The organism is Streptomyces sp. TAA204 (genome assembly GCF_000424965.1).
On record NZ_AUKW01000020.1, the window covers coordinates 113,654 to 134,241 of the forward strand.

Genomic DNA, 20,588 nt, shown 5'->3' on the forward strand with positions numbered 1-20,588 from the left:
GGGCTCCCGGAGGGACTGTTCGAGGCGGCTGTCTGTTCGAGTCGGCTGTTCAGCCGTCCGGCTGTCCGGCCGTGCGGCGCTGGACGGGGTCGGTACGGAACCGCCCCGTGTCTCCCGTGCGGCTGAGGGGCAGTCAGGTCATACGTGAACTCCAGCCTATTCGGGGGCCCGTGAGGGGGCCATGGCGCTTCACGCCGTCGTGGAAGGTCTCTCAGGGCGTCTTCTCGTCGATGTCGCTCTCCGAGCGGACTGTCAAGTGGCCCGGGAGCGCCGCGGTGACGTGCCGGGGAGAGGCGGGGAGGACGAGGGTGTGCAGGCGGGGGAAGGCGGAGAGCCACTCCTCGCCGTCGTGACGGGCGTAGCCGTCGCGCAGCCACAGGTGGGTGAGCCGGTCCGGGTCCACGTGCTCGACCAGCTGGCGCGGGTGGTACCGGCCGATGATCTGCAGCCGCTCGCGTCCTCCCAGGGCACGCAGGGCACGCAGATGGCCGACGTGGTGGGCGGTGAAGTAGAGGTCTGACGGGTCGAGGTGAGCGATGATCTCGTGGGCGTACTCGGCGGTGTCGAAGCGGTGCCACGCCCAGACGAGCTGCCGCCGCAGACCGAGCGAGGGATGGTCGCGGTAGCGGGCCAGCACGGGAAGCGCGGCGTCCGTCCCCGTGCGGGACGCGGCGACGACTGCGCAGGTGGCTTCGGCGTCCGTGAGGCCCTCCGGTCCGGGCAGCAGACCGAGAAGCATCGGGCCGCCGACGTCGGCGACATGACGTGCCGCGGCCATGCTGCGGGGCGGGAAGAGGCGGGACGTCTTCGCGGCCACCTCGGCGCGCACCCGGGGATGCAGCTCCGTCGCCTGTTCCAGGCAGGCCGCTGCCAGCAGCAGGTTGCGGACGCTTCCCCCGGAACCGCCCTCCGGCTCCCGCTCCGCTTCCGGCACGCGGGCCGACTCCTCATCCGTGCCGCCCCGTTCGCGACTCCGGCCCCCCTCCGGTGCGCTGTCCGGTGCGCTGCCCGGTGTGCTGTCGGGTGTGCCGCCCGGAACCCGGGCAACCAGACCGCGCAGCAGACGTGTCCGTTCCGCCGGGCGGGCGTGGGCGACCGCCATACGGATGACGTCCTCCCACTCGTCCTTGTGGGCGTTGTCGAGGAGGAGGGGGAAGTCGCCCTCCTCCACGGCCGCCTTCGCCCCCAGATAGTCCTGGAAGGTGCGGTGTACGAAGTCGACGCGCCCCTCGGCCGGTTCGCGCAGGACTCCCGAACGGTCCAGGAGGTGCCGGAAGAGTTCGCCGGCCGGGGCGTCGGCCTGTGCCGTACGGGCGAGGTGCCGGTCGAGCTGCGAGACGGCGTCCTCCCGCTCCATCTCCGTACGGCCGTTGCGGATCATCCAGTGCGCCAGCCTCTGCAGCAACTGGATCTGTGTGTCCTTCGGCAGCCGCAGACCGTCCGGCACGGTGACCGAGCGCTCCCGGTCGCGTCGCTCCAGCAGCATCGAGAGCGCGGCCTCGTAGAGGTCCCGGCGGCCGTACGGGAGGCTGCCGTGCCGCTCGTGGTGCAGGGCGCAGAGCAGCCCGCACATCAGCGGGTTGACGGCGAGACGGCCGAGGTCGGGGTTCGTGCGGACCGCAGCGACGAGGTCGTCGGCCGGCCCGGGGCCGGTGTCGGCGGCACTGTGCCAGCGGTGGATGAAGGCGGCGACGTCATGACGCGACATGGGCGCCAGGGACACCTCGGTGAAGCCGTCGCGCGCGAGCCACTCCTGGCGTACCGCGGACGGCCGGGAGGTCACCAGCCACAGATTGCCGGGGAAGTCGCCCATCAGCTCTCGCAGCCAGCGCCGCGTCTCCCCTCGCTGCCCGTCGGGGATCTCGTCGACGCCGTCGACGAGGAGCAGCCCGCGACCCGCAGTCAGGACACGTTCGGCCCAGCCGGGAGGCTGTGCTCCCGCGAGAGTGCTGCGTACGGCGTGCAGGAACCGGTCCGGGGTGGGCGGCAGGCCGTCGCGCAGGACGCGGCGCAGCGGGAGGAAGAAGGGGACGCGGCCGAGGAGGTGGGCCAGGTGTTCGTCGTAGGTCTGACGGGCGGCGGTCACGGCCAGCCACTGCAGAAGGGTCGTCTTGCCGGAGCCGGCGGGGCCGCGCAGCAGAACGCGGTCGTGGTCGGAGAGGAGACGGTCCGCTGAGAGGGACGCCGATGTCTCCAGGGAGCTGCCGGCGTCCTGCGTCGCCTCCAGCGAGATGTAGGCGGAGTCCAGCCGCCACTCCCGCGCATGGGTGAAGTCCAGGCCGTAGATGGTCAGTTCGCCGTGCTTGCGGACGATGTGCTCGGCGTATCGCTGCTCGAAGCGGTGGTCCTCGGCGGAGCGTGACGGGACGCGTTCCAACATCAGGTCGGAGATGGCCACGAGGCGGTCGAGCTGCTGGGTCTGCTCGGTGAGGGTGCGGGGGATGAACGTCGAGCGCTGGGAGAAGAAGTTCAGGATGTGGAGGCAGGCCGTGTTGAGGAGCGGTCCGAAGTACGCCTCGGCCGCGGCCGACAGGGAGCGGGGGCGGGTCAGTTGACGGGCCAGGCCGTCCGGGCCGAGCCGTACGGCCTGGACGTCGTCCATGTCCAGCTCGCCGATGCTGTGCAGAGCGGTGGCCAGGGCGAGGGCCAGTTCGCGGCGTGTCTCCTCGCCCGGGGCCTCGTGCGGGCCTGAGGACTGTACCGCCCGGTCCGTCAACTCCCGTGCCAGTTTGTGCAGTTCGTCCTCACCGAGGGTGCGCTGCTCGCCCCTGAAGGAGACCAGCGCGGAGATCCTGACGGGCCTGTCGACCAGACCCGCTCCCGTGCCGTCGCGTCGGAACAGCTTCCTGAGTATCGGTACGACGGCGCTGGAGGCGAGGCGCGCGGCGACGGTGGCGGGCTCCATGACCGGGATCGTAGGGGAACGTGGCGGGCGCCGGCGCGGGAGTGGAGGAGCGGGCCGTCCGGTGGGAGCGCCGTGTGCTCTCCCGCCCTCCCTTGTTTTCCGGTGAGGTGTGTTTGCGGCGTCATGAATTCCCGTCCGCGGCCGCCCGTTTGCGTGCCGCGCATTGCCGCGCATTCGCTCGGCCCGTACCCCGCCGGCCCTTCCCGGAAAGACGCTGGGCGCCGCGCGCGGAAGTGCCGTCGCGGGGCGCTGGGAAAGCGGTGTGACGGTCAGTGCGAGAGGGCTGCGTGACGTGAGCGTGCGGTTGCCCGGCGGCCGGGACGGAGCGCCGAAAAGAGCAGCGGAAAGAGTGACGTGGGCCGCATTCGCGAGCGCTTCTCGGGCCCTGCGGGGTGAGCTGCCGCACAGGCTGACCAGCGCCTACGAGCGCCCTTAGGAGAGCGGTGGGACCAAGGTCCCGGACCGTCCCCGCGGCCGTACGGAGCCCATGGCGGAGCGGGGATCACGGTGAAGGGCCGCATGGATGGCGCCGGAATAGTCCATATGAGTGCTTCCTGGCGGTCATATCCCTGCGAATCCCATTAGTAATAGCCCTCTTTGGTATGCCGGATCGGACGGGTTACCAATGTTTTGTCCCCCGAGGTCCCACGACTCGGGGTCCCCCAGCCATTCCGGAGGTAGTACCCGTATGTCGAAGACCACCAAGAACGCGCGCAAGCCCATCGGCCGTGCCCGCCTCAGGGTCGCGGTGATAGCGACCGGGCTCGGTGCCTCGATGGCTCTGGGCGCGGGCTCGGCGGTTGCCGCCCAGGTCTCGGGTCAGGGCGATGTCTTCGCGGCAGGAACCGCGGCCCAGCTCGCCGATTCCGCGCGGGCTCAGGCCGACCAGCAGCACAAGGCGGCTCTGGCCAAGGAGAAGGCCGAGGAGCGTGCCGAGGCGGAGAAGGCTTCCAGGGACGCGGAGCGCAAGAAGACGGCCAAGAAGGCCAATGCCTGGACGAAGCCCGTGTCCGGCAAGTACGAGCTGAGCGCCGGCTACGGCAACAGCGGCGACCGCTGGTCGAGCAAGCACTCAGGCCAGGACTTCGCGGTGCCCACCGGCACCCCGGTGAAGTCCGTCGGCGGCGGCACCGTCGTCAAGGCGGGCCCGAACGGTGCGGGCGACGGTTCCTCGTACGGAAACGCCATCGTCGTCAAGCACGACAACAACACCTACTCCCAGTACGCCCACCTCTCCTCGGTGGAGGTGAAGCCCGGGCAGCAGGTGAAGCCCGGCCAGACCATCGGAGATTCGGGTTCGACCGGCAACTCCTCCGGTCCTCACCTGCACTTCGAGATCCGCAGCACCCCGGACTACGGCTCCGGCAAGGAGCCCACGTCCGTGATGCGCGACCACGGCGTCAAGCTGTGAGCCGCGCCCCCGCCCGGGGGCGCCGGTGAGCACGGCACGGGCCGGGGCCGCAGGAAGGGGCGGTGAGCGGGGACGAGCAGGTCAGCTCCCGGCTCCCGCCCGAGGTCCCCGGCTCAGTCCTGGCCCCCGTGTGCGGCGGTCACCATCTCCTGGGCGACCTGGAGGACGGCTCTGCGCTTGTCCTCCAGGTCGCCGCCTTCCAGGTCCTGCAGGGTGAACATTCCCGCGTGCATGGTGAAGAGCGCGGCCGAGCAGCGCACCTGGTCGGTCAGCGGGGCGTCGGGCATGCGCAGGACGTCGAGCAGGGCCTTCACACGGTCCTTGAAGCTCTCGCCGACGCTGAGCTCCCGCATCGTCGCCTGGTTCTCCTGGACGAAGCGGAAGAGGGGCGCCGAGCGGCTGAGGGCCTCGCTGTAGCGCCGCAGCACCTCCAGTTTCGTCTCCAGGTCCCCGGGCTGCTCCTTCGCCCAGGTGATCACTTCGTCGCACGGCCTGGTCAGGTCCTCGAACAGGCTGATGACGATGTCTTCCTTGCTCTTGAAGTGGTAGTAGAGGGCCGCTTTGGTGACGTCGAGCTGTTCGGCGATCTCACGGAGCGACGTCTTCTCGTAGCCGCGTTGCGCGAAGAGCTCCAGGGCGACGTCCTGGATGCGCTGCCGGGTGTTGCCCCTGCTCATGAGCGTTGGCCCCTCGTCCTGCCGAACTTACTTGACGCCCGGCTAGTAGCCGTCCTACGTTGCCCATCGTACTGAACCAGCCGGTCGGCAAGTAGTCGGCAAGTAAGGGGAGACGGGGCGCAGGGATGAGTGCGAACACAGAGCCGGATCACGGCCAGGACAGCCCCCCGGGCGGGTCGGCCGGCACCGCGACCGGACAGCCCCGCAGCGTCGGACTGGCCGTCTTCGCGCTGATGATCGCCGTCATGCTGGCCATGCTCGACAACATGATCGTGGGCACCGCGATGCCGACGATCGTCGGCGAGCTCGGCGGCCTGGACCACCTCTCCTGGGTGGTCACCGCCTACACCCTCACCACCGCCGCCTCCACCCCCCTCTGGGGAAAGATCGGCGACATGTACGGCCGCAAGGGCGTCTTCCTGACGGCCATCGTGGTCTTCCTCGCCGGGTCCGTCGCCTCCGGCGCCGCACAGACCATGTCCCAGCTCATCGGCTTCCGCGCGCTGCAGGGACTCGGCGCGGGCGGCCTCATGGTCGGCGCCATGGCGATCATGGGAGACCTGGTGCCGCCCCGCGAGCGCGGCAAGTACATGGGGATGATGGCCGGGGTGATGTCGTTCGCCATGATCGGCGGCCCGCTCGTCGGCGGCACCCTCACCGACCAGCTCGGCTGGCGCTGGGCGTTCTACATCAACGTCCCCCTCGGCGCCGTGGCCCTCACCCTCGTCACCGTGCTGCTGCACCTGCCCCGGAAGCGCTCGCGCGGCAGCATCGACTACGCGGGCGCAGGCCTGCTGACCACCGGGATCACCGCGGCGGTGCTCGTCACCAGCTGGGGCGGCACGGAGTACGACTGGACCTCCGGGGTCATCACCGGGCTCTGCGCCCTGGCCGTCGCCGCGATCGCCGCGTTCCTCCTCGTCGAGCGGAGGGCGGCCGACCCGGTGCTGCCGCTGGGCATCTTCCGCAGCCGCAACTTCTCGCTGGTGACACTGACGGGCTTCCTGCTCGGCTTCGTGATGTTCGGTGCTATGACCTTCCTGCCGCTCTACCAGCAGACCGTGCAGGGCGCCTCCGCCACCAACTCCGGGCTGCTGCTCCTGCCCGTCCTGCTGCCGATGATGGTCGTGTCGGTCGTCACGGGGCGTGCCACGACACGCACCGGAAAGTACCGCGCGTACCCCGTCATCGGCGGCTTCCTCATCCCCGTCGGCCTCTTCCTGCTCGCCCAGCTCGACGTGGGCACCAGCCGCACCACCTCCGCGCTCTACATGGCGGTCCTCGGCGCCGGAATGGGCTTCCTCATGCAGCTCACGATGCTGATCGCGCAGAACAGCGTGGAGCTGAAGGACATCGGCGTCGCCTCGTCCACGGCCACCCTCTTCCGTACGATCGGCGGCTCTTTCGGTGTCGCGCTGATGGGCACCCTCTTCGCCGACCGCGTACGGGAGACGATGACCGGGCGTGGCGGCGCCGCCGCGCCGGGTCCTGGCGGTGCGGAGGGTGTTCCCGCCCAGCTCGACGCCGCGTCGCTGGAGCGGCTGCCGGCCCCGGTGCGTGAGCTGTACGAACACGCCGTGGCCGACGGCACCCACACGGTCTTCATGGTCGCCGGTGCCACGGCTGTGCTGTGCTTCATCGCCTCGTGGTTCATCAAGGAGGTCCCGCTCAGGGGCGGCGAGCCGCCGGAGAAGGACGCCGCGGAGATGTCCCCGGAGCAGAAGGACACTGTCAGTCCCGTGTGACAGCCTGCACGCATGAACACACCGGGCATGGCGCGCCTGCGCGCCATGCGCATCGCCAAGGACGCCATGGACCGCGACTGGGCCGATCCCGGTCTCGATCTGGAGGCCGTCGCGGCCCATGCCCGTTATTCGCGCTGTCACTTCGTCCGGGCGTTCAAGGCCACCTACGGGGAGTCGCCGGGCCAGTACCTCAGCCGCCGCCGCATCGAGCGGGCGGAGGAACTGCTGCGCTCGGCGAACCTGTCCGTGACGGAGATCTGCACGGCGGTGGGCTTCACCAGCCTCGGCACCTTCTCCGCGCGCTTCAAGCAGCAGACCGGCACCAGCCCGAGCGACTACCGCAGGCAGCATGCGCGCCGGGCGGCGGCGATGATCCCCGGCTGCTACGCGATGCTCTTCACCGGCGGCTTCAAGGCACGCCGGCGTCCCGGGCGGGAGCCCGGCCCGGATGGCTCCGGGAAGCGCGGGCCCGAGGAGCGCAACAACGAAGAAGCGCTGGACAGGCCGCTCTGAGACGGTGACAGGACAGCCGGGAGCAGCGGGCTCCCGCGGCTGGTTTCCCGTCCACCACGAACATCCGGAGCGCGCCGTGATCAAGAGCCTGGCCATCGTCACCGTCTGGACCACCGACCAGGAACGGGACAAGAAGTTCTTCGTCGAGACCCTTGGCTTCACCGAACGTACGGACCTGAACATGGGCGAGATGCGCTGGGTCACCGTCAGCCCGCCCGGCCAGCCCGACGTCCAGCTCACACTGATGCGCCCGGACGGGCCCGGCCTGGACCCGGAGTCGCAGCGGGCGGTGGAGACGCTGGTGCACAAGGGAGCACTCGGGGCGGGCGTCTTCGTCACCGACGACTGCCGCGCGACGTACGCGGAGCTGAAGGCGAAGGGCGTCGAGTTCGTCCAGGAGCCGCAGGAGCGCCCCTACGGCATCGAGGCGCTCTTCCGCGACCCTTCCGGCAACTGGTACTCGCTCACTCAGCAGTGGGAGCAGGACGAACTCGACATGGCCAAGCCCTGGAGCGGCTGTGTCGAGGGCGCCGAGGGCGAGGCCCGGGACGGTCTCAGCTGAGCGGCAGCCTGTAGACCCCGCCCGGCAGCGGCTCGACCAGGCCGTCGGCCACCAGCCCGTCCAGCGCACGGGCACGCTGCACGGAGTCGCCCCAGACCCGGTCCAGGGCCGCCTGCGGCACCGGCGTGACCGCCTCGCGGAGCACCGCGAGCAGTTTGCCGCGCACCTGCCGGTCCGTACCGGCGTAGGTCTGGGTGCGGCGCGCCGGGCCCACGTGCTCGGGTGAGCCCGCCAGCTTCCAGGCGCACTGCTGCGCGACGGGGCAGTGACCGCACGCCGGGGCGCGGGCCGTGCACACCAGCGCCCCCAGCTCCATCGTCGCCGCCGCCCAGCGCGCCGCCGTCGCGGCGTCCTCCGGGAGCAGCGCACGGGCCAGTTTGCGCTCGGCCGCGGTGGTGGCGTTCGGCGGGTACTGCCGCCCGGTCACGGCGCGGGCGAAGACGCGGCGCACATTGGTGTCGAGGACGGCGTGCCGCTGCCCGTACGCGAATGACGCCACGGCCGCCGCGGTGTACTCGCCGACACCGGGCAGCGCGAGCAGCTGCGAGTGTTCACGCGGTACGTCGCCGCCGTGCCGTTCCGCTATGGCCGCGGCCGCGCCGTGCAGGCGCAGGGCGCGGCGCGGGTAACCGAGCCGGCCCCAGGCGCGTACGGCCTCGCCGGGCGGCTCGGCGGCCAGGTCGGCGGGGCGCGGCCAGCGGCCGAGCCACTGTTCATAGACCGGAAGGACCCGGTTCACGGGGGTCTGCTGCAGCATGAACTCGCTGACCATGACTCCCCACGCCCCCGCTTCGGGGCGGCGCCAGGGAAGGTCGCGGGCGTTCGCGGTGAACCAGTCGACGACGGGGGAATGGAGGGCGCGAGCGGTCTGTCCCAGGGAGTCGGCGGCCGACTCCGCCTCGGGCTCGGGCTCGGGGGTGTGTGCAGTCTCGGTGGTCGCAGTCATGGCAGGACCGATCCTGACACGGAGGCGAGCGCCCGGGAAACGCGACGCACAGGCGGGGGCGGGCGGGATGAGACTCTTCGGCGCCGGGCGGAGGCGGCGCGGGCACGCAGGTCCCGGGGCCGGAGTGCCAGTTGACGGCGGCGGGTGCGAAGTCGCTTCTCCTGCGGGCGAGATCGTACGGGGGCGGCCCGGGCCCGCGGGACGGCCGGAACGGGGACGAGCGGAACGGGGGCGGGCGGAACGGACGCAGGGGGAACGGGTGCAGGCCCCTCACGGCGGCCCACACCGTCACCGGCCGTGTGCGCGCGGGCTGTTCGGCGGCTGATGCGCGATCACTCCGCGCGTTCATCATAAAAGTTGCCGCTTCGTGCGGTGGGCACGGGCTGTGTGACCGGTGTTGTCTCGTAAGGTTTGCGCGTGGGCTCTCTGCGTAATCCGATCGGACCGCTCCCTTCCTCCATCTACTGGCGCCGAAGGGCAGTTGCACTCGCCATCCTCGTGCTGCTCGCCGCGCTGACGGTCTGGGCGCTGAGTCTCCAAGGCGGCGACACCGGCGACGAGGGCAAGGGCGACGACGGCAAGGGCGCGCCCAGCACCATCACTCCCGGCCCGACGGACTCCGGCCCCGCGATCACCGAAGCCCCCGGCGGACGTGACGAGTCGGAGGACGAAGGGGATCCGGAGGGCGGCTCCGGCGACGCGGACGACGACAACGGCTCGGGCGGTGCCGGCGGCGCGGGCGGATCCTCGGGCGGCTCCGGCTGGGAGCCGGGCGGCAGCGGTGCGGGAGACGCCGGCGGTTCGGACGGCGGCGACAGCGCGGGCGGCGGCTCGGGTGGTTCCGCGGGCGGAGCGGCCGTTCCCGCCGGCTCCCAACTGCCCGACTGCGAGGGCACCGACATCAGCCTGTCCCTGCGAAGCGTCCACAAGAAGTACCCGGCGGGGGACAACCCCGTCTTCGAGCTGAAGGCCGAGAACAAGCGCGGCGTCGCGTGCAAGCTCGACCTGGGACGCAAGGCGGCGGCCGTCACCATCAGCGACTCCGACGGGGACGAGTTCTGGTCCTCCGACGACTGTCTCCGCGACGCGGAACCGGCACTGTTCCAGCTGCCCGCGAACGGTGCGAGCACCCACACCTTCACCTGGTACCGCAAGCCCAGCACCGAAGGCTGCGGAAGCCCCGGGAAGGGCACGGCGAAGGCCGGGGAGTACGAGATCGAGGTCGAGGTGAAGGGCGTCAAGAAGCTCGACGCATCCTTCGAACTGAAAAAGGACTGACCCCGGCGGCGCCGGAGAGCGGCAGCCGTCAGCCGTGGACAGTACGGGCGGGGAGCGTCGCCGCCCCGCCGCACCCGCTCACACGTAGCGCTCCAGAATGCTGGACTCCGCCAGCCGCGAGAGCCCCTCGCGCACCGACCTGGCCCGCGCCTCGCCCACACCGTCGACCGTCTGCAGATCGTCGACGCTGGCGGCGAGCAGCTTCTGCAGACCTCCGAAGTGCTCCACGAGCCGTTCGATGACCGTACCCGGCAGCCTCGGCACCTTCGCCAGCAGCCGGTAACCGCGCGGCGAGACCGCCGAGTCCAGTGTCTCGGGAGCTCCGCTGTAGCCCAAGGCCCGCGCCACCATGGACAGTTCGAGCAGTTCGGAGTGGGTCAGCCGGTCGAGTTCGCTCAGCGCCTCGCCCACCGAGCGCGAGCGGCGGCCGCTGGGCTCCGGCACGTAGTCACGGGCGACCAGTTCACGCTCCGGCTCCACGCCCGCGATCAACTCGTCGAGCTGGAGGGAGAGCAGCCGCCCGTCCGTCCCCAACTCCACGACGTACTGAGCGATCTCCGTCGCGATGCGGCGCACCATCTCCAGCCGCTGAGCGACCGCCGAGACGTCGCGGACGGTCACCAGGTCCTCGATCTCCAGCGCGGAGAGCGTCCCCGCCACCTCGTCCAGCCGCAGCTTGTACCGCTCCAGCGTGGCCAGGGCCTGATTGGCGCGGGAGAGGATCGCCGCCGAGTCCTCCAGCACCCGCCGCTGGCCGTCCACGTAGAGCGCGATCAGCCTCATCGACTGGCTGACCGAGACGACCGGATACCCGGTCTGGATCGAGACCCGCTGCGCCGTACGGTGCCTGGTCCCCGTCTCCTCCGTGGGGATCGAGGCGTCCGGCACCAACTGCACGCCGGCCCGCACGATCTTGGTGATGTCGCGGTCGATGACCAGCGCGCCGTCCAGCTTGCACAGCTCGCGCAGGCGGGTCGCGGTGAAGTCCACATCGAGGACGAAGCCGCCTGTGCACAGCGGTTCGACGTTCTTGTCCATGCCCAGGAGGATGAGTCCGCCGGTGTTCCCCCGAAGGACCCGCTCAAGGCCGTCACGCAGGGCCGTACCGGGCGCGACCGCGCTCAGTGTGGCGCGCATCAGGCCGTCGGCACCGGATCCCCCTCCGGTCCTGCCGAAAGCTGCTGCCCGGTCGTTTGCTGCCACGGCACTCCTTCGGTCGTGCGTACGTACGGGCGGGACCAGCGCAAAGTCTACCGGCGGCGCGCGCCCGTCCCTACTGCGCTGGTGCGGCGGCACCGGGTCCGTCCCGCTCCGGCCCCGGTGAGCGTGCCGGGAGCACCGCCAGCGCCTCTCCGATGTCAGCGACCTCGCGGACGCGCATCCCCGCGGGCACCCTCCCCGGGTCGGCGGGGACGAGAGCGTGCGTGAAGCCCAGCCGGGCGGCCTCTGCCAGCCTGCGCTGCACACCCGTCACCCGGCGCACCTCGCCCGCCAGGCCGACCTCGCCTATGGCCACCAGATTCTTGGGCAGCGGTGTGTCGCTCGCGGCGCTCGCCAGCGCCAGCGCGACGGCGAGGTCGGCGGCGGGCTCGGTGAGCTTCACGCCGCCGACCGTGGCGCTGTAGATGTCGCGCTTGCCCAGGGCGCTGATGCGTCCGCGCTGCTCGAGCACGGCCAGCATCATCGAGACGCGGGAGGTCTCCAGACCGGAGGTCGTGCGCCGCGGTGAGGGGATCTGGCTGTCCACGGTCAGCGCCTGCACCTCCGCGACCAGGGGCCGGCGCCCCTCCAGCGTCACCGTCAGGCACGTGCCCGGTACGGGTTCGGCGCGCCGGGTCAGGAAGAGCCCGGACGGGTCGGCGAGACCGGTGATGCCCTCGTCGTGGAGTTCGAAGCAGCCGACCTCGTCCGTCGTCCCGTACCGGTTCTTCACGCCGCGCACCAGGCGCAGCCGCGCGTGCCGGTCCCCCTCGAAGTGCAGGACGACGTCGACGAGGTGCTCCAGCAGCCGGGGCCCGGCGATCGAACCGTCCTTGGTGACGTGGCCGACGAGGAGCGTGGACATGCCGCGCTCCTTGGACGCGCGGATGAGGGCGCCCGCCACCTCCCGCACCTGCGCGACCCCGCCGGGCGCGCCGTCGAGTTCGGGCGAGGCGACGGTCTGGACGGAGTCCATGACCAGCAGGCTGGGCTTGACCTCGTCGAGATGCGCGAGGACGGCCGACAGGTCGGTCTCCGCCGCGAGATAGAGGTGGTCGCCGACGGCGCCGATGCGGTCGGCGCGCAGCCGTACCTGCCCCGTCGACTCCTCGCCCGTGACGTAGAGGGTGCGGTGTTCACCGTCGGACGCCTTGGCTGCGACGTCCAGCAGCAGCGTCGACTTCCCCACGCCGGGCTCGCCCGCCACGAGCACCACCGCCCCTGGCACGAGCCCCCCGCCGAGCACCCGGTCCAGCTCGGGAACGCCCGTTCCGCGCGCCGTGGCCTGTGTCCCGTCGACCTGACCGATGGGGAGCGCGGAGGCGGAGACGCGGCCGGGGGCCGTCGTGCGGACGCCCGTGGCGGCGCCCACCTCCTCGACCGTCCCCCACGCGTGGCACTCGGGGCACCGCCCCAGCCACTTGGCGGTCTGCCAGCCACACTCTGCGCAGCGGTACGAGGGACGGTCCTTGGCGGAGGATTTGCGGGCAGCCATGTCCGTCACCGTAGCCGGGGGAGCCGACAGTCCGGGTGCCGCCCGGGGTCACGGACGAGTGGAGTCGTCGTCGGGCTTGACGTGCACCTCGTCCCCTTTCGAGGGAGATAGTCACCCGTAAGGATTAAACCTGGTCGTCTGGGTCCATCCGGGGCCCGTCGCCCGCCTACCGTCACCGGGTGATGAGCAGCAGGCGCGACCACTCCACGTACACCACCGGGGCACACCGTGCGCACCCGGTGGGGCGGCCGAAGCAGCACCAGCGCTCCGGTCCGCCAAGGGTCTTCAGCCGGACCGGAGCCTCGACGAAAACCGCACCGAAGGGCGCGAGCGGTGCCTCGTCCCCTGCCGGGGCGGCCTCAACCGCCGGCGCGGCCAAGGCCCCCTCTACCGGCTCTCCCGGCTCTCCCGGCTCTCCGCCCGAGCCGCCCTCCGGCACCGGGTCCGGCACCGGGTCCGGGTCCGGCACGGAGTCCGCCACGGCCCCCGTGACCGCTCCGGCGGAGCGCGGCATGGCGCGCTACGCGCCGTACCTGGACGGCCTGTTCACCTACTGCCTGTCGGTCATGTGCGAGCACGACGCCGCCGTCACCGCCCTCGGTGAGGCGCTCGTCATCGCCGAGCGGCAGTACGAGAAGGACCGCGCCCCCGTCCAGCGCAGCCTGCACCGGCCGTGGCTGTACGCGCTCGCCCGCTGGGCCTGTCTGCGCCGCCTCGCCGAACAGGGCGGCCGGGAGGGAGCCCGCGGCTCCGTCCCCGCGACCGCGCCGCACCTCTCCGACGCCGCCCGCACGCAGCGCCGCCGTGAACTGGCCGCGCTGGCCTGGCCGGAGGCCGCGGGGACCACACCGGAACAGCGCGAGGCGCTGGAGCTGGCCGTACGCCACGGGCTGCCTGCCCCGGAGGTCGCGGCCGTGCTCTCGCTGACCGCCGAGGCGGCGAGTGCGCTGCTCTCGCACGCCGCCTGTGAGGTCGAGCGCACCCGCGCCGCGCTCGCCGTCGTCAAGTCCGGCAACTGTCCCGTCGTCTCGGGGATCGCCGGGGAGGACCAGCTGCTGCTCGGCCCGGCCTTCCGCCGGGAACTCGTCAAGCACGTCGACGAGTGCACCGCCTGCCGCCGCGCCGCCGAGCGCGCCATGGCCGGAGTGGCCTGGCCGGGCACCGCGCCCGCAGGCACCGCGGTGCTCGCCGTGCTCGAAGCTCCGCGCGCCGCCGTGGAGGCGGCGGTGCTCGCCGTACGTCGAGCCCGCTCACGGCACACACCGCGCTTCGACAGGACCGGCTTCCCCGTGGAGGTGAAGGACCGCAGCGCCCGCCGCGACCGGCTGCGCAGCCGGGCCGTCACCACCACCGTCGTGGCCACGGTCGTCGCGGCCCCCGTGCTCGCGCTCTGGGCCGCCTACCGCGGCGCGCCCCTGACCGGCGAGGCGGACGGTTCGCGGGTCTCCTCCTCCGAGCGCGACGAGGATTCCGCCCTGCGGGGCCGCCCGTACGAGAACGCCGCCCAGGACCGCGAAGGCCGTGACGACGACGAGCGGAAGCGGAAGCAGCGCGAGACGGACGCCGACTCCCGCAAGGGCAAGGGCGGTTCCGAGGACGATGACAGGAAGGGCAGCGGGAGCGACGACGACCCTGGGGCCGGCGCCGGCCGACTGACCGTCGACGCGCGTCCGGTGGGCGGCGCGACGCTCATCAGGCTGACCGCGGGCGGGGGTTCGCCCGTGCGGTGGTCGCTGTCCGGCGACGCGTCGTGGCTGTCCTACAGCCGTACGAGCGGCGTACTGCGCCCCGGTGAGACCGCCACGGTCCGCGTCACCGTCGTACGCGGCCGCGAGCCGTCCGGGCCGTGGAGCGCGCACATCAGGGTGGCGCCGTCCGGTGCCGTCGTCACCATCGAGGGCAGGGGCTCCGACCCGACGCCGCCCGGCAACCCGCCGTCGCAGGAGCCCACGACGCCGCCGCCCTCCGAGCCGCCACCGTCGCAGGAGCCCACGACGCCGCCGCCCTCCGACCCGCCGTCCTCCGGCGAGCCGAGCGCAACGCCCGGCTGACCAGGGCCCGGTCCGGCTGAACGGGCCCTGGGAAGCGCTCAGTCCGCGGCATCCGCCGGGTGCGGGGCCAGCAGCGGCAGCGCGGGGAATCCCGCCGCGGCAGGGGTGGCAGCCGCGAGGCGCTGTTCGCACAGTTCGGCGAGGCGTTCGTAACCCGCCTCGCCCATCAGTTCGGTCAGCTCCGGCCGGTAGGAGACGTAGACGGGCCTGCCCGCCCCGTGCGCCGACGGTGCGGACGTGCACCACCAGTGCAGGTCGTGGCCCCCGGGGCCCCAGCCGCGGCGGTCGTACTCGCCGATGGAGACCACCAGCACCTGCTCACCGTCCGGTTGCTCGACCCATTCGAACGTCCGCCGGATCGGGAGCTGCCAGCACACGTCGGGCTTCGTCTCCAGCGGTTCGCGGCCCTCGCGCAGGGCCAGCATGTGCAGGGCGCAGCCCTGACCGCCGGGGAATCCGGGCCTGTTGTGGAAGATGCAGGCTCCGTCCACACGGCGTGTCTGCCGCTGAGGCTCCTCGCTCTCCTCGTTCTCCTCATCGTCCTCGAGGTCTTCGCCGTCTTCGCTGCCGTACGCGACGTCGGTACCGTCGTCCTCGTCCTCGTCCCCGGCCTCCCCGGTGTCCTCGGCCTCGCCGTCCTCGCCGTCGTCCAGGGCGTTGTCCTCGGCCTCCTGGACCCAACCGGACTCCATGCCCAGGTCGTGGTACTGCCAGGTCTGCGGTGTCAGCCGTGCCACGTGGGTGGCCACCCGCTTCTCGTCGTCCTCGTCGGAGAAGTGCGCCCCCAGCGTGCAGCAGCCGTCGGTCGCGCGGCCCGGGCGGATGCCCTGACAGCCCTGCCCGAAGACGCAGTTCCAGCGCGAGGTGAGCCACGTCAGGTCGCAGCGGAAGACCTGCTCGTCGTCGGCGGGGTCGGGGAACTCCACCCACGCACGGGGGAAGTCCAGCCCCGTCTCCTCCGCCCGGGGGTCGGCCGGGTCCGGGCCGCGGCCCGGTGAGCCGTTCACGGCCGGTGCGGTTGCCGCCGCACTCCGTGCCTGTTGTCCGACCTGTGCCGGACCGTCCTGCTTCTGGCGCTTCGCCGCTTTCGTCTTACCCACGTGCCCCAGGGTAACCGTGGCACCGTCAGATACGGCTAGCGTGCACACCATGAGACTCGGTGTCCTCGACGTGGGCTCGAACACGGTCCACCTCCTCGTCGTCGACGCGCACTCCGGCGCGCGTCCCCTGCCCGCCCACTCGCACAAGTCGGAGCTGAAGCTCGCCGAACTCCTCGACGCCGACGGCGCGATCAGCGCCGACGGCGTCGAGCGCCTCGTCCGCACGGTGAACGAAGCGCTTCAGGCCGCCGAGGACCAGGGCGTGGAGGATCTGCTGCCCTTCGCGACCTCCGCCGTCCGCGAGGCGGCCAACGCCGAACACGTCCTCTCCCGCGTCGCCGAGGAGACCGGCGTCAAGCTGGAGGTGCTCTCCGGCGACGACGAGGCGCGGCTGACCTTCCTCGCCGCCCGCCGCTGGTTCGGCTGGTCCGTGGGACGGCTGCTGCTCCTCGACATCGGCGGCGGCTCGCTGGAGATGGCCTACGGGCAGGACGAGGAGCCCGACGTCGCCGTGTCGCTTCCCCTCGGCGCCGGCCGGCTCACCTCGTCCTGGCTGCCCGGCGACCCGCCCGAGACCGCGGACGTGCGGGCGCTGCGCCGTCGCGTGCGGGCCGAAATCGCGCGCGTCGTCGGCGAGTTCAACCGTTTCAGCCCACCGGACCACGTCGTCGGCACCTCCAAGACCTTCAAGCAGCTCGCCCGCATGGCGGGTGCGGCGCGTTCCGCCGAAGGTCTGTACGTGGAGCGGAGGTTGAACCTGAGCGCGCTGGCGGAGTGGGTGCCGCGGCTCGCCTCCATGTCCGCCGCGGAGCGTGCCGAACTGCCCGGGGTGTCCGAGGGCCGCGCACGCCAGCTCCTCGCCGGCGCCCTGGTCGCCGAGGGGGCGATGGACATCTTCCGCGCCAAGGAGGTCGAGATCTGCCCGTGGGCGCTGCGCGAGGGCGTGATCCTCCGCCGCCTCGATCATCTGCGGAGCGCGTGAGATCGCTCACGGGCACGGGCACCGGGACGGGGCTCCCGGTGCCCGGCCGGGCGGTTCCGGGACGGGCGTGACCAGCGATGTGACCAGCGTGTGCACGGCGGGGTGCCGCGCCCGGGGTCCCCGGCTGATCACCCGGCGGGAGCCTTAGGCTGTCTGCTGTGGCTCAACCTCCCGTGCGCGTACCCGACGCGAAGGTCGCCCTGTCCACGGCCTCCGTCTATCCGGAGTCCACGGCGACGGCCTTCGAGATCGCCGCGCGGCTCGGCTACGACGGCGTCGAGGTCATGGTGTGGACCGACCCCGTCAGCCAGGACATCGACGCTCTGCGCCGCCTCTCGGACTTCCACGGTGTGCCTGTGCTCGCCGTGCACGCGCCCTGTCTGCTGATCACGCAGCGGGTCTGGTCCACGGACCCCTGGGTGAAGCTCCAGCGGGCGCGTCAGGCGGCCGAGCGGCTCGGGGCCTCGACGGTCGTGGTGCACCCGCCCTTCCGGTGGCAGCGCTCCTACGCCCGGGATTTCGTGCGCGGCGTGTGGCGGATGGCGGGCGAGACGGACGTCCGGTTCGCCGTGGAGAACATGTTCCCCTGGCGCTACCGTGACCGCGAGATGATGGCCTACGCCCCCGGCTGGGACCCCACCCAGGAGGACTACCGCCACTTCACGATCGACCTCTCGCACACCGCGACGTCCCGTACCGACACCCTCGCCATGGTCGAGCGGATGGGCGACCGTCTCGGACACGTGCACATCGCAGACGGCCACGGCTCGAACAAGGACGAGCATCTCGTCCCCGGGCGCGGCACACAGCCCTGCGCCGAGCTGCTGGGGCGGCTGGGGGAGACCGGTTTCGACGGCCACGTCGTCGTCGAGGTCAACACACGCCGCGCCATGTCCGCCGCCGAGCGGGAGACCGACCTGGCCGAGGCGCTCGCCTACACCCGGCTGCATCTGGCGTCCGCAGCGGTGGGCGGCGCGCCCCCGCAGAGGCAGCGGTGAGCGCGGACGGTCCGGTGCGCAGACGCGGCCGTCCGGCCTCGGCGGAGAAGGTCGCCGGTGAGCCTGCGACCCCGGAGAGGATTCTCAGCTCGGCACGCGCCGAGTTCGCGGAGCGCGGCTACGACAGGGCCTCCGTCCGGGCCATCGCGCGCGGTGCGGGCGTGGACTCCGCGCTGGTCCACCACTATTTCGGCACCAAGGAGCAGGTCTTCACCGCTGCCGTCGAGGGTGCGTTCGCCCCGGCCATGGGCCTGCCCGACCTGCTGCTCTCCGGCAGCCGGGAGGAGTGGGGCGCGCAGCTGGTCGGCTACATCTTCCAGATCTGGGAGAACGCCGTCACCCGCGATCCGCTGCTGGCCATCGTGCGCTCGGCGGTCAACAACGAGACCGCGGCGTCCATCTTCCGGGGTCTCGTCGGACGCAACCTGCTCCAACGCGTCGCGAGCGGCCTGGACGCACCGGACGCGGAGCTGCGCGTGGAGCTGGCCGTCGCCCAGCTCGTGGGCACGGCGATACTGCGCTACGTGATCAAGCTGGAGCCGATCGCGTCCGTGCCGCCCGAGGAACTGACCGTGCGCCTCGCTCCCGTGGTGCAGCACCATCTGACCGGCTGAGACACCGGACGGCCGGCCGCGTGCCGGCCCGGAAGGTCTCAGAATGTGATCCCGGGGTCCGTATCCCGGTCGTGGGGCGTACGCTCGAAGGTCACCGCATGTGCGAGCCGCCCCGGCGTGTGTCCTCGGCCCGGCCCCCCGGCCGATGCCCCGGGAAGCCGGTCGTCCGGCAGCCCGAGCACGACGTCACCGACGGGCAGCCCGCACTCGATGACAGCGCGTGCCGCCGCAAGAGGCGAACGCACCGTACGAGGGAGTGCCACCATGCCCGAGCTGAGGTCCCGCACCGTCACCCACGGCCGCAACATGGCGGGGGCCCGAGCCCTCATGCAGGCCTCGGGCGTAGCGCGCGAGGACTTCGGCAAGCCGGTCATCGCGGTGGCGAACAGCTTCACCGAATTCGTTCCCGGCCACACCCACCTGCAGCCGGTCGGACGGATCGTGAGCGAGGCCGTCCACGCCGCGGGCGGTATCCCGCGCGAGTTCAACACCATCGCGGTCGACGACGGCATCGCCATGGGCCACGGCGGCATGCTCTACTCCCTGCCCTCCCGCGACCTGATCGCGGACTCCGTGGAGTACATGACGGAGGCCCACTGCGCGGACGCGCTGATCTGCATCTCCAACTGCGACAAGATCACGCCCGGGATGCTGAACGCCGCCATGCGCCTGAACATCCCCACCGTCTTCGTCTCCGGCGGCCCCATGGAGTCGGGCACGGCCACGCTGGTCAACGGCACCGTGCGCAAGCTCGACCTGATCAGCGCCATCGCCGAGTCCGCCAACGACAGCGTCTCGGACGAGGACCTGCTGCGTATCGAGGACAGCGCCTGCCCCACCTGCGGCTCCTGCTCCGGCATGTTCACCGCCAACTCGATGAACTGCCTCACCGAAGCCATCGGCCTCTCCCTGCCGGGCAACGGCTCGGTGCTGGCCACGCACACGTCGCGCAAGGCGCTGTACGAGGACGCCGGCCGTACGGTCGTCGAGATCGCCAAGCGCTACTACGACCAGGACGACGAGACGGTCCTGCCGCGCAGCATCGGCGGCCGTGCCGCCTTCGAGAACGCCATGGCCCTCGACATCGCCATGGGCGGCTCCACCAACACGATCCTGCACCTGCTGGCCGCCGCCCAGGAGGCCGAACTCGACTTCACCATGGCGGACATCGACGCGCTCTCCCGCGCGCTGCCGTGTCTGACGAAGGTCGCGCCCAACGGCTCGTACTACATGGAGGACGTGCACCGAGCCGGCGGCATCCCCGCCATCCTCGGCGAGCTCTACCGCGCCGGCCTGCTGAACGAGGACGTGCACAGCGTGCACTCCCCGTCGCTGGCGGACTGGCTCAAGAGCTGGGACATCCGCGGCGGTTCGCCCTCCACGACGGCCACCGAGCTCTTCCACGCGGCGCCCGGCTGCGTCCGCTCCGCGTCCGCCTTCTCCCAGTCCGAGCGCTGGGACTCGCTCGACACCGACGCCGCCGGCGGCTGCATCCGCGACATCGAGCATGCCTACTCCACGGAGGGCGGACTTGCCGTCCTCCACGGCAACCTCGCCGAGAACGGCTGCGTCGTGAAGACGGCCGGTGTCGACGAGTCGATCCTCACCTTCACCGGACCCGCCGTCGTCGTGGAGTCGCAGGAGGAGGCCGTGGACGCCATCCTCAACAAGCGCGTCAAGGAGGGCGACGTCGTCGTCATCCGCTACGAAGGCCCCAAGGGCGGCCCGGGCATGCAGGAGATGCTCTACCCGACCTCCTTCCTCAAGGGCCGCGGCCTGGGTAAGGCGTGCGCCCTGATCACCGACGGGCGTTTCTCGGGCGGCACTTCGGGCCTCTCGATCGGCCACGTCTCCCCGGAGGCGGCTGGCGGCGGCACGATCGCGCTGGCTCAGAGCGGCGACGAGATCGTCATCGACATCCCCAACCGCACCATCGAACTCAACGTCGCCGACGAGGAGCTGGCCACGCGCCGCGCCGCTCTGAACGGTACGTACGCGCCCCGCGACCGCGAGCGCAAGGTCTCCGCGGCGCTGCGCGCGTACGCGGCCATGGCCACCAGCGCCGACAGGGGTGCCGTGCGCGACCTGACACAGCTCGGCGACTGACGGGA

16 protein-coding genes are annotated in these 20,588 nt (G+C 71.8%); 10 read left to right on the forward strand and 6 right to left on the reverse strand.

Annotated elements, in window-relative coordinates; translation table 11 throughout:
- Nucleotides 1–211: 211 nt before the first annotated feature.
- The gene (locus H343_RS32030; RefSeq protein ID WP_051265696.1) at nucleotides 212–2,905 is read right to left on the reverse strand and encodes an NACHT N-terminal Helical domain 1-containing protein; all 2,694 of its coding nucleotides are present in this window, start codon (nucleotides 2,903–2,905) and stop codon (nucleotides 212–214) included.
- 688 nt (nucleotides 2,906–3,593) lie between these two features.
- Between H343_RS32030 and H343_RS0121535 the strand changes: the two genes are divergently transcribed.
- Nucleotides 3,594–4,316 carry a M23 family metallopeptidase gene (locus H343_RS0121535; RefSeq protein ID WP_028432834.1) on the forward strand — a complete coding sequence of 241 codons (723 nt, stop codon included), beginning with the start codon at nucleotides 3,594–3,596 and terminating at the stop codon, nucleotides 4,314–4,316.
- Nucleotides 4,317–4,429: 113 nt separating this feature from the next.
- Here the strand turns inward: H343_RS0121535 and H343_RS0121540 are convergent, their stop codons facing one another.
- Nucleotides 4,430–4,993, reverse strand: coding sequence for a TetR/AcrR family transcriptional regulator (locus H343_RS0121540; protein WP_028432835.1), 564 nt, complete (start codon nucleotides 4,991–4,993; stop codon nucleotides 4,430–4,432).
- 125 nt (nucleotides 4,994–5,118) lie between these two features.
- Between H343_RS0121540 and H343_RS32035 the strand changes: the two genes are divergently transcribed.
- From H343_RS32035 to H343_RS0121555, 3 genes are all read left to right on the forward strand, one after another.
- Complete coding sequence (locus H343_RS32035; protein ID WP_051265698.1) at nucleotides 5,119–6,738, forward strand: MDR family MFS transporter; 1,620 nt, start codon at nucleotides 5,119–5,121, stop codon at nucleotides 6,736–6,738.
- Between the two features lie 12 nt (nucleotides 6,739–6,750).
- Nucleotides 6,751–7,251: a helix-turn-helix transcriptional regulator gene (locus H343_RS0121550; RefSeq protein WP_037904586.1), complete on the forward strand. Its 501-nt coding sequence runs from the start codon at nucleotides 6,751–6,753 to the stop codon at nucleotides 7,249–7,251.
- A 76-nt stretch (nucleotides 7,252–7,327) separates the two neighbouring features.
- Nucleotides 7,328–7,813, forward strand: coding sequence for a VOC family protein (locus H343_RS0121555; protein ID WP_028432837.1), 486 nt, complete (start codon nucleotides 7,328–7,330; stop codon nucleotides 7,811–7,813).
- Here the strand turns inward: H343_RS0121555 and H343_RS0121560 are convergent.
- Nucleotides 7,806–8,759, reverse strand: a complete 954-nt coding sequence (locus H343_RS0121560; RefSeq protein WP_028432838.1) for an A/G-specific adenine glycosylase — start codon at nucleotides 8,757–8,759, stop codon at nucleotides 7,806–7,808. The two genes, H343_RS0121555 and H343_RS0121560, sit on opposite strands and share 8 nt — an antisense overlap.
- Before the next feature lie 417 nt (nucleotides 8,760–9,176).
- Between H343_RS0121560 and H343_RS0121565 the strand changes: the two genes are divergently transcribed.
- Nucleotides 9,177–10,037: a hypothetical protein gene (locus H343_RS0121565; RefSeq protein ID WP_028432839.1), complete on the forward strand. Its 861-nt coding sequence runs from the start codon at nucleotides 9,177–9,179 to the stop codon at nucleotides 10,035–10,037.
- A gap of 78 nt (nucleotides 10,038–10,115) precedes the next feature.
- Here H343_RS0121565 and disA read toward each other — a convergent pair whose 3' ends face one another.
- Nucleotides 10,116–11,240, reverse strand: coding sequence for a DNA integrity scanning diadenylate cyclase DisA (gene disA, locus H343_RS0121570; RefSeq protein WP_028432840.1), 1,125 nt, complete (start codon nucleotides 11,238–11,240; stop codon nucleotides 10,116–10,118).
- A gap of 70 nt (nucleotides 11,241–11,310) precedes the next feature.
- Entirely contained in the window at nucleotides 11,311–12,732 is a 1,422-nt protein-coding gene (radA, locus tag H343_RS0121575) for a DNA repair protein RadA (RefSeq protein ID WP_028432841.1), read from the reverse strand.
- Nucleotides 12,733–13,244: 512 nt separating this feature from the next.
- On the opposite strand from radA, the gene H343_RS0121580 reads away from it, so the two are divergent.
- A complete protein-coding gene (locus H343_RS0121580; RefSeq protein ID WP_158679594.1) occupies nucleotides 13,245–14,783 on the forward strand; it encodes a hypothetical protein in 1,539 nt (512 codons plus the stop codon).
- A gap of 38 nt (nucleotides 14,784–14,821) precedes the next feature.
- Here H343_RS0121580 and H343_RS36090 read toward each other — a convergent pair whose 3' ends face one another.
- Nucleotides 14,822–15,883 (reverse strand): DUF3109 family protein, encoded by a 1,062-nt coding sequence (locus H343_RS36090; protein WP_486586999.1) that lies wholly within the window; start codon nucleotides 15,881–15,883, stop codon nucleotides 14,822–14,824.
- Between the two features lie 49 nt (nucleotides 15,884–15,932).
- On the opposite strand from H343_RS36090, the gene H343_RS0121590 reads away from it, so the two are divergent.
- From H343_RS0121590 to ilvD, 4 genes are all read left to right on the forward strand, one after another.
- Entirely contained in the window at nucleotides 15,933–16,865 is a 933-nt protein-coding gene (locus H343_RS0121590; RefSeq protein ID WP_028432844.1) for a Ppx/GppA phosphatase family protein, read from the forward strand.
- 158 nt (nucleotides 16,866–17,023) lie between these two features.
- Entirely contained in the window at nucleotides 17,024–17,863 is an 840-nt protein-coding gene (locus tag H343_RS0121595; RefSeq protein ID WP_078505994.1) for a sugar phosphate isomerase/epimerase family protein, read from the forward strand.
- Nucleotides 17,860–18,477, forward strand: coding sequence for a TetR/AcrR family transcriptional regulator (locus H343_RS0121600; protein WP_028432846.1), 618 nt, complete (start codon nucleotides 17,860–17,862; stop codon nucleotides 18,475–18,477). The genes H343_RS0121595 and H343_RS0121600 overlap by 4 nt, the downstream gene beginning before the upstream one ends.
- 264 nt (nucleotides 18,478–18,741) lie before the next feature.
- The gene (gene ilvD / locus H343_RS0121605; RefSeq protein ID WP_028432847.1) at nucleotides 18,742–20,583 is read left to right on the forward strand and encodes a dihydroxy-acid dehydratase; all 1,842 of its coding nucleotides are present in this window, start codon (nucleotides 18,742–18,744) and stop codon (nucleotides 20,581–20,583) included.
- Nucleotides 20,584–20,588: the final 5 nt, after the last annotated feature.

Coding starts and splice junctions, on each gene's coding strand:
- H343_RS32030 (WP_051265696.1), bottom strand. CDS start 2,905: ATGGAGCCCGCCACCGTCGCCGCGCGCCTCGCCTCCAGCGCCGTCGTA.
- H343_RS0121535 (WP_028432834.1), top strand. CDS start 3,594: ATGTCGAAGACCACCAAGAACGCGCGCAAGCCCATCGGCCGTGCCCGC.
- H343_RS0121540 (WP_028432835.1), bottom strand. CDS start 4,993: ATGAGCAGGGGCAACACCCGGCAGCGCATCCAGGACGTCGCCCTGGAG.
- H343_RS32035 (WP_051265698.1), top strand. CDS start 5,119: ATGAGTGCGAACACAGAGCCGGATCACGGCCAGGACAGCCCCCCGGGC.
- H343_RS0121550 (WP_037904586.1), top strand. CDS start 6,751: ATGAACACACCGGGCATGGCGCGCCTGCGCGCCATGCGCATCGCCAAG.
- H343_RS0121560 (WP_028432838.1), bottom strand. CDS start 8,759: ATGACTGCGACCACCGAGACTGCACACACCCCCGAGCCCGAGCCCGAG.
- radA (WP_028432841.1), bottom strand. CDS start 12,732: ATGGCTGCCCGCAAATCCTCCGCCAAGGACCGTCCCTCGTACCGCTGC.
- H343_RS0121580 (WP_158679594.1), top strand. CDS start 13,245: ATGGCGCGCTACGCGCCGTACCTGGACGGCCTGTTCACCTACTGCCTG.
- H343_RS0121590 (WP_028432844.1), top strand. CDS start 15,933: ATGAGACTCGGTGTCCTCGACGTGGGCTCGAACACGGTCCACCTCCTC.
- ilvD (WP_028432847.1), top strand. CDS start 18,742: ATGCCCGAGCTGAGGTCCCGCACCGTCACCCACGGCCGCAACATGGCG.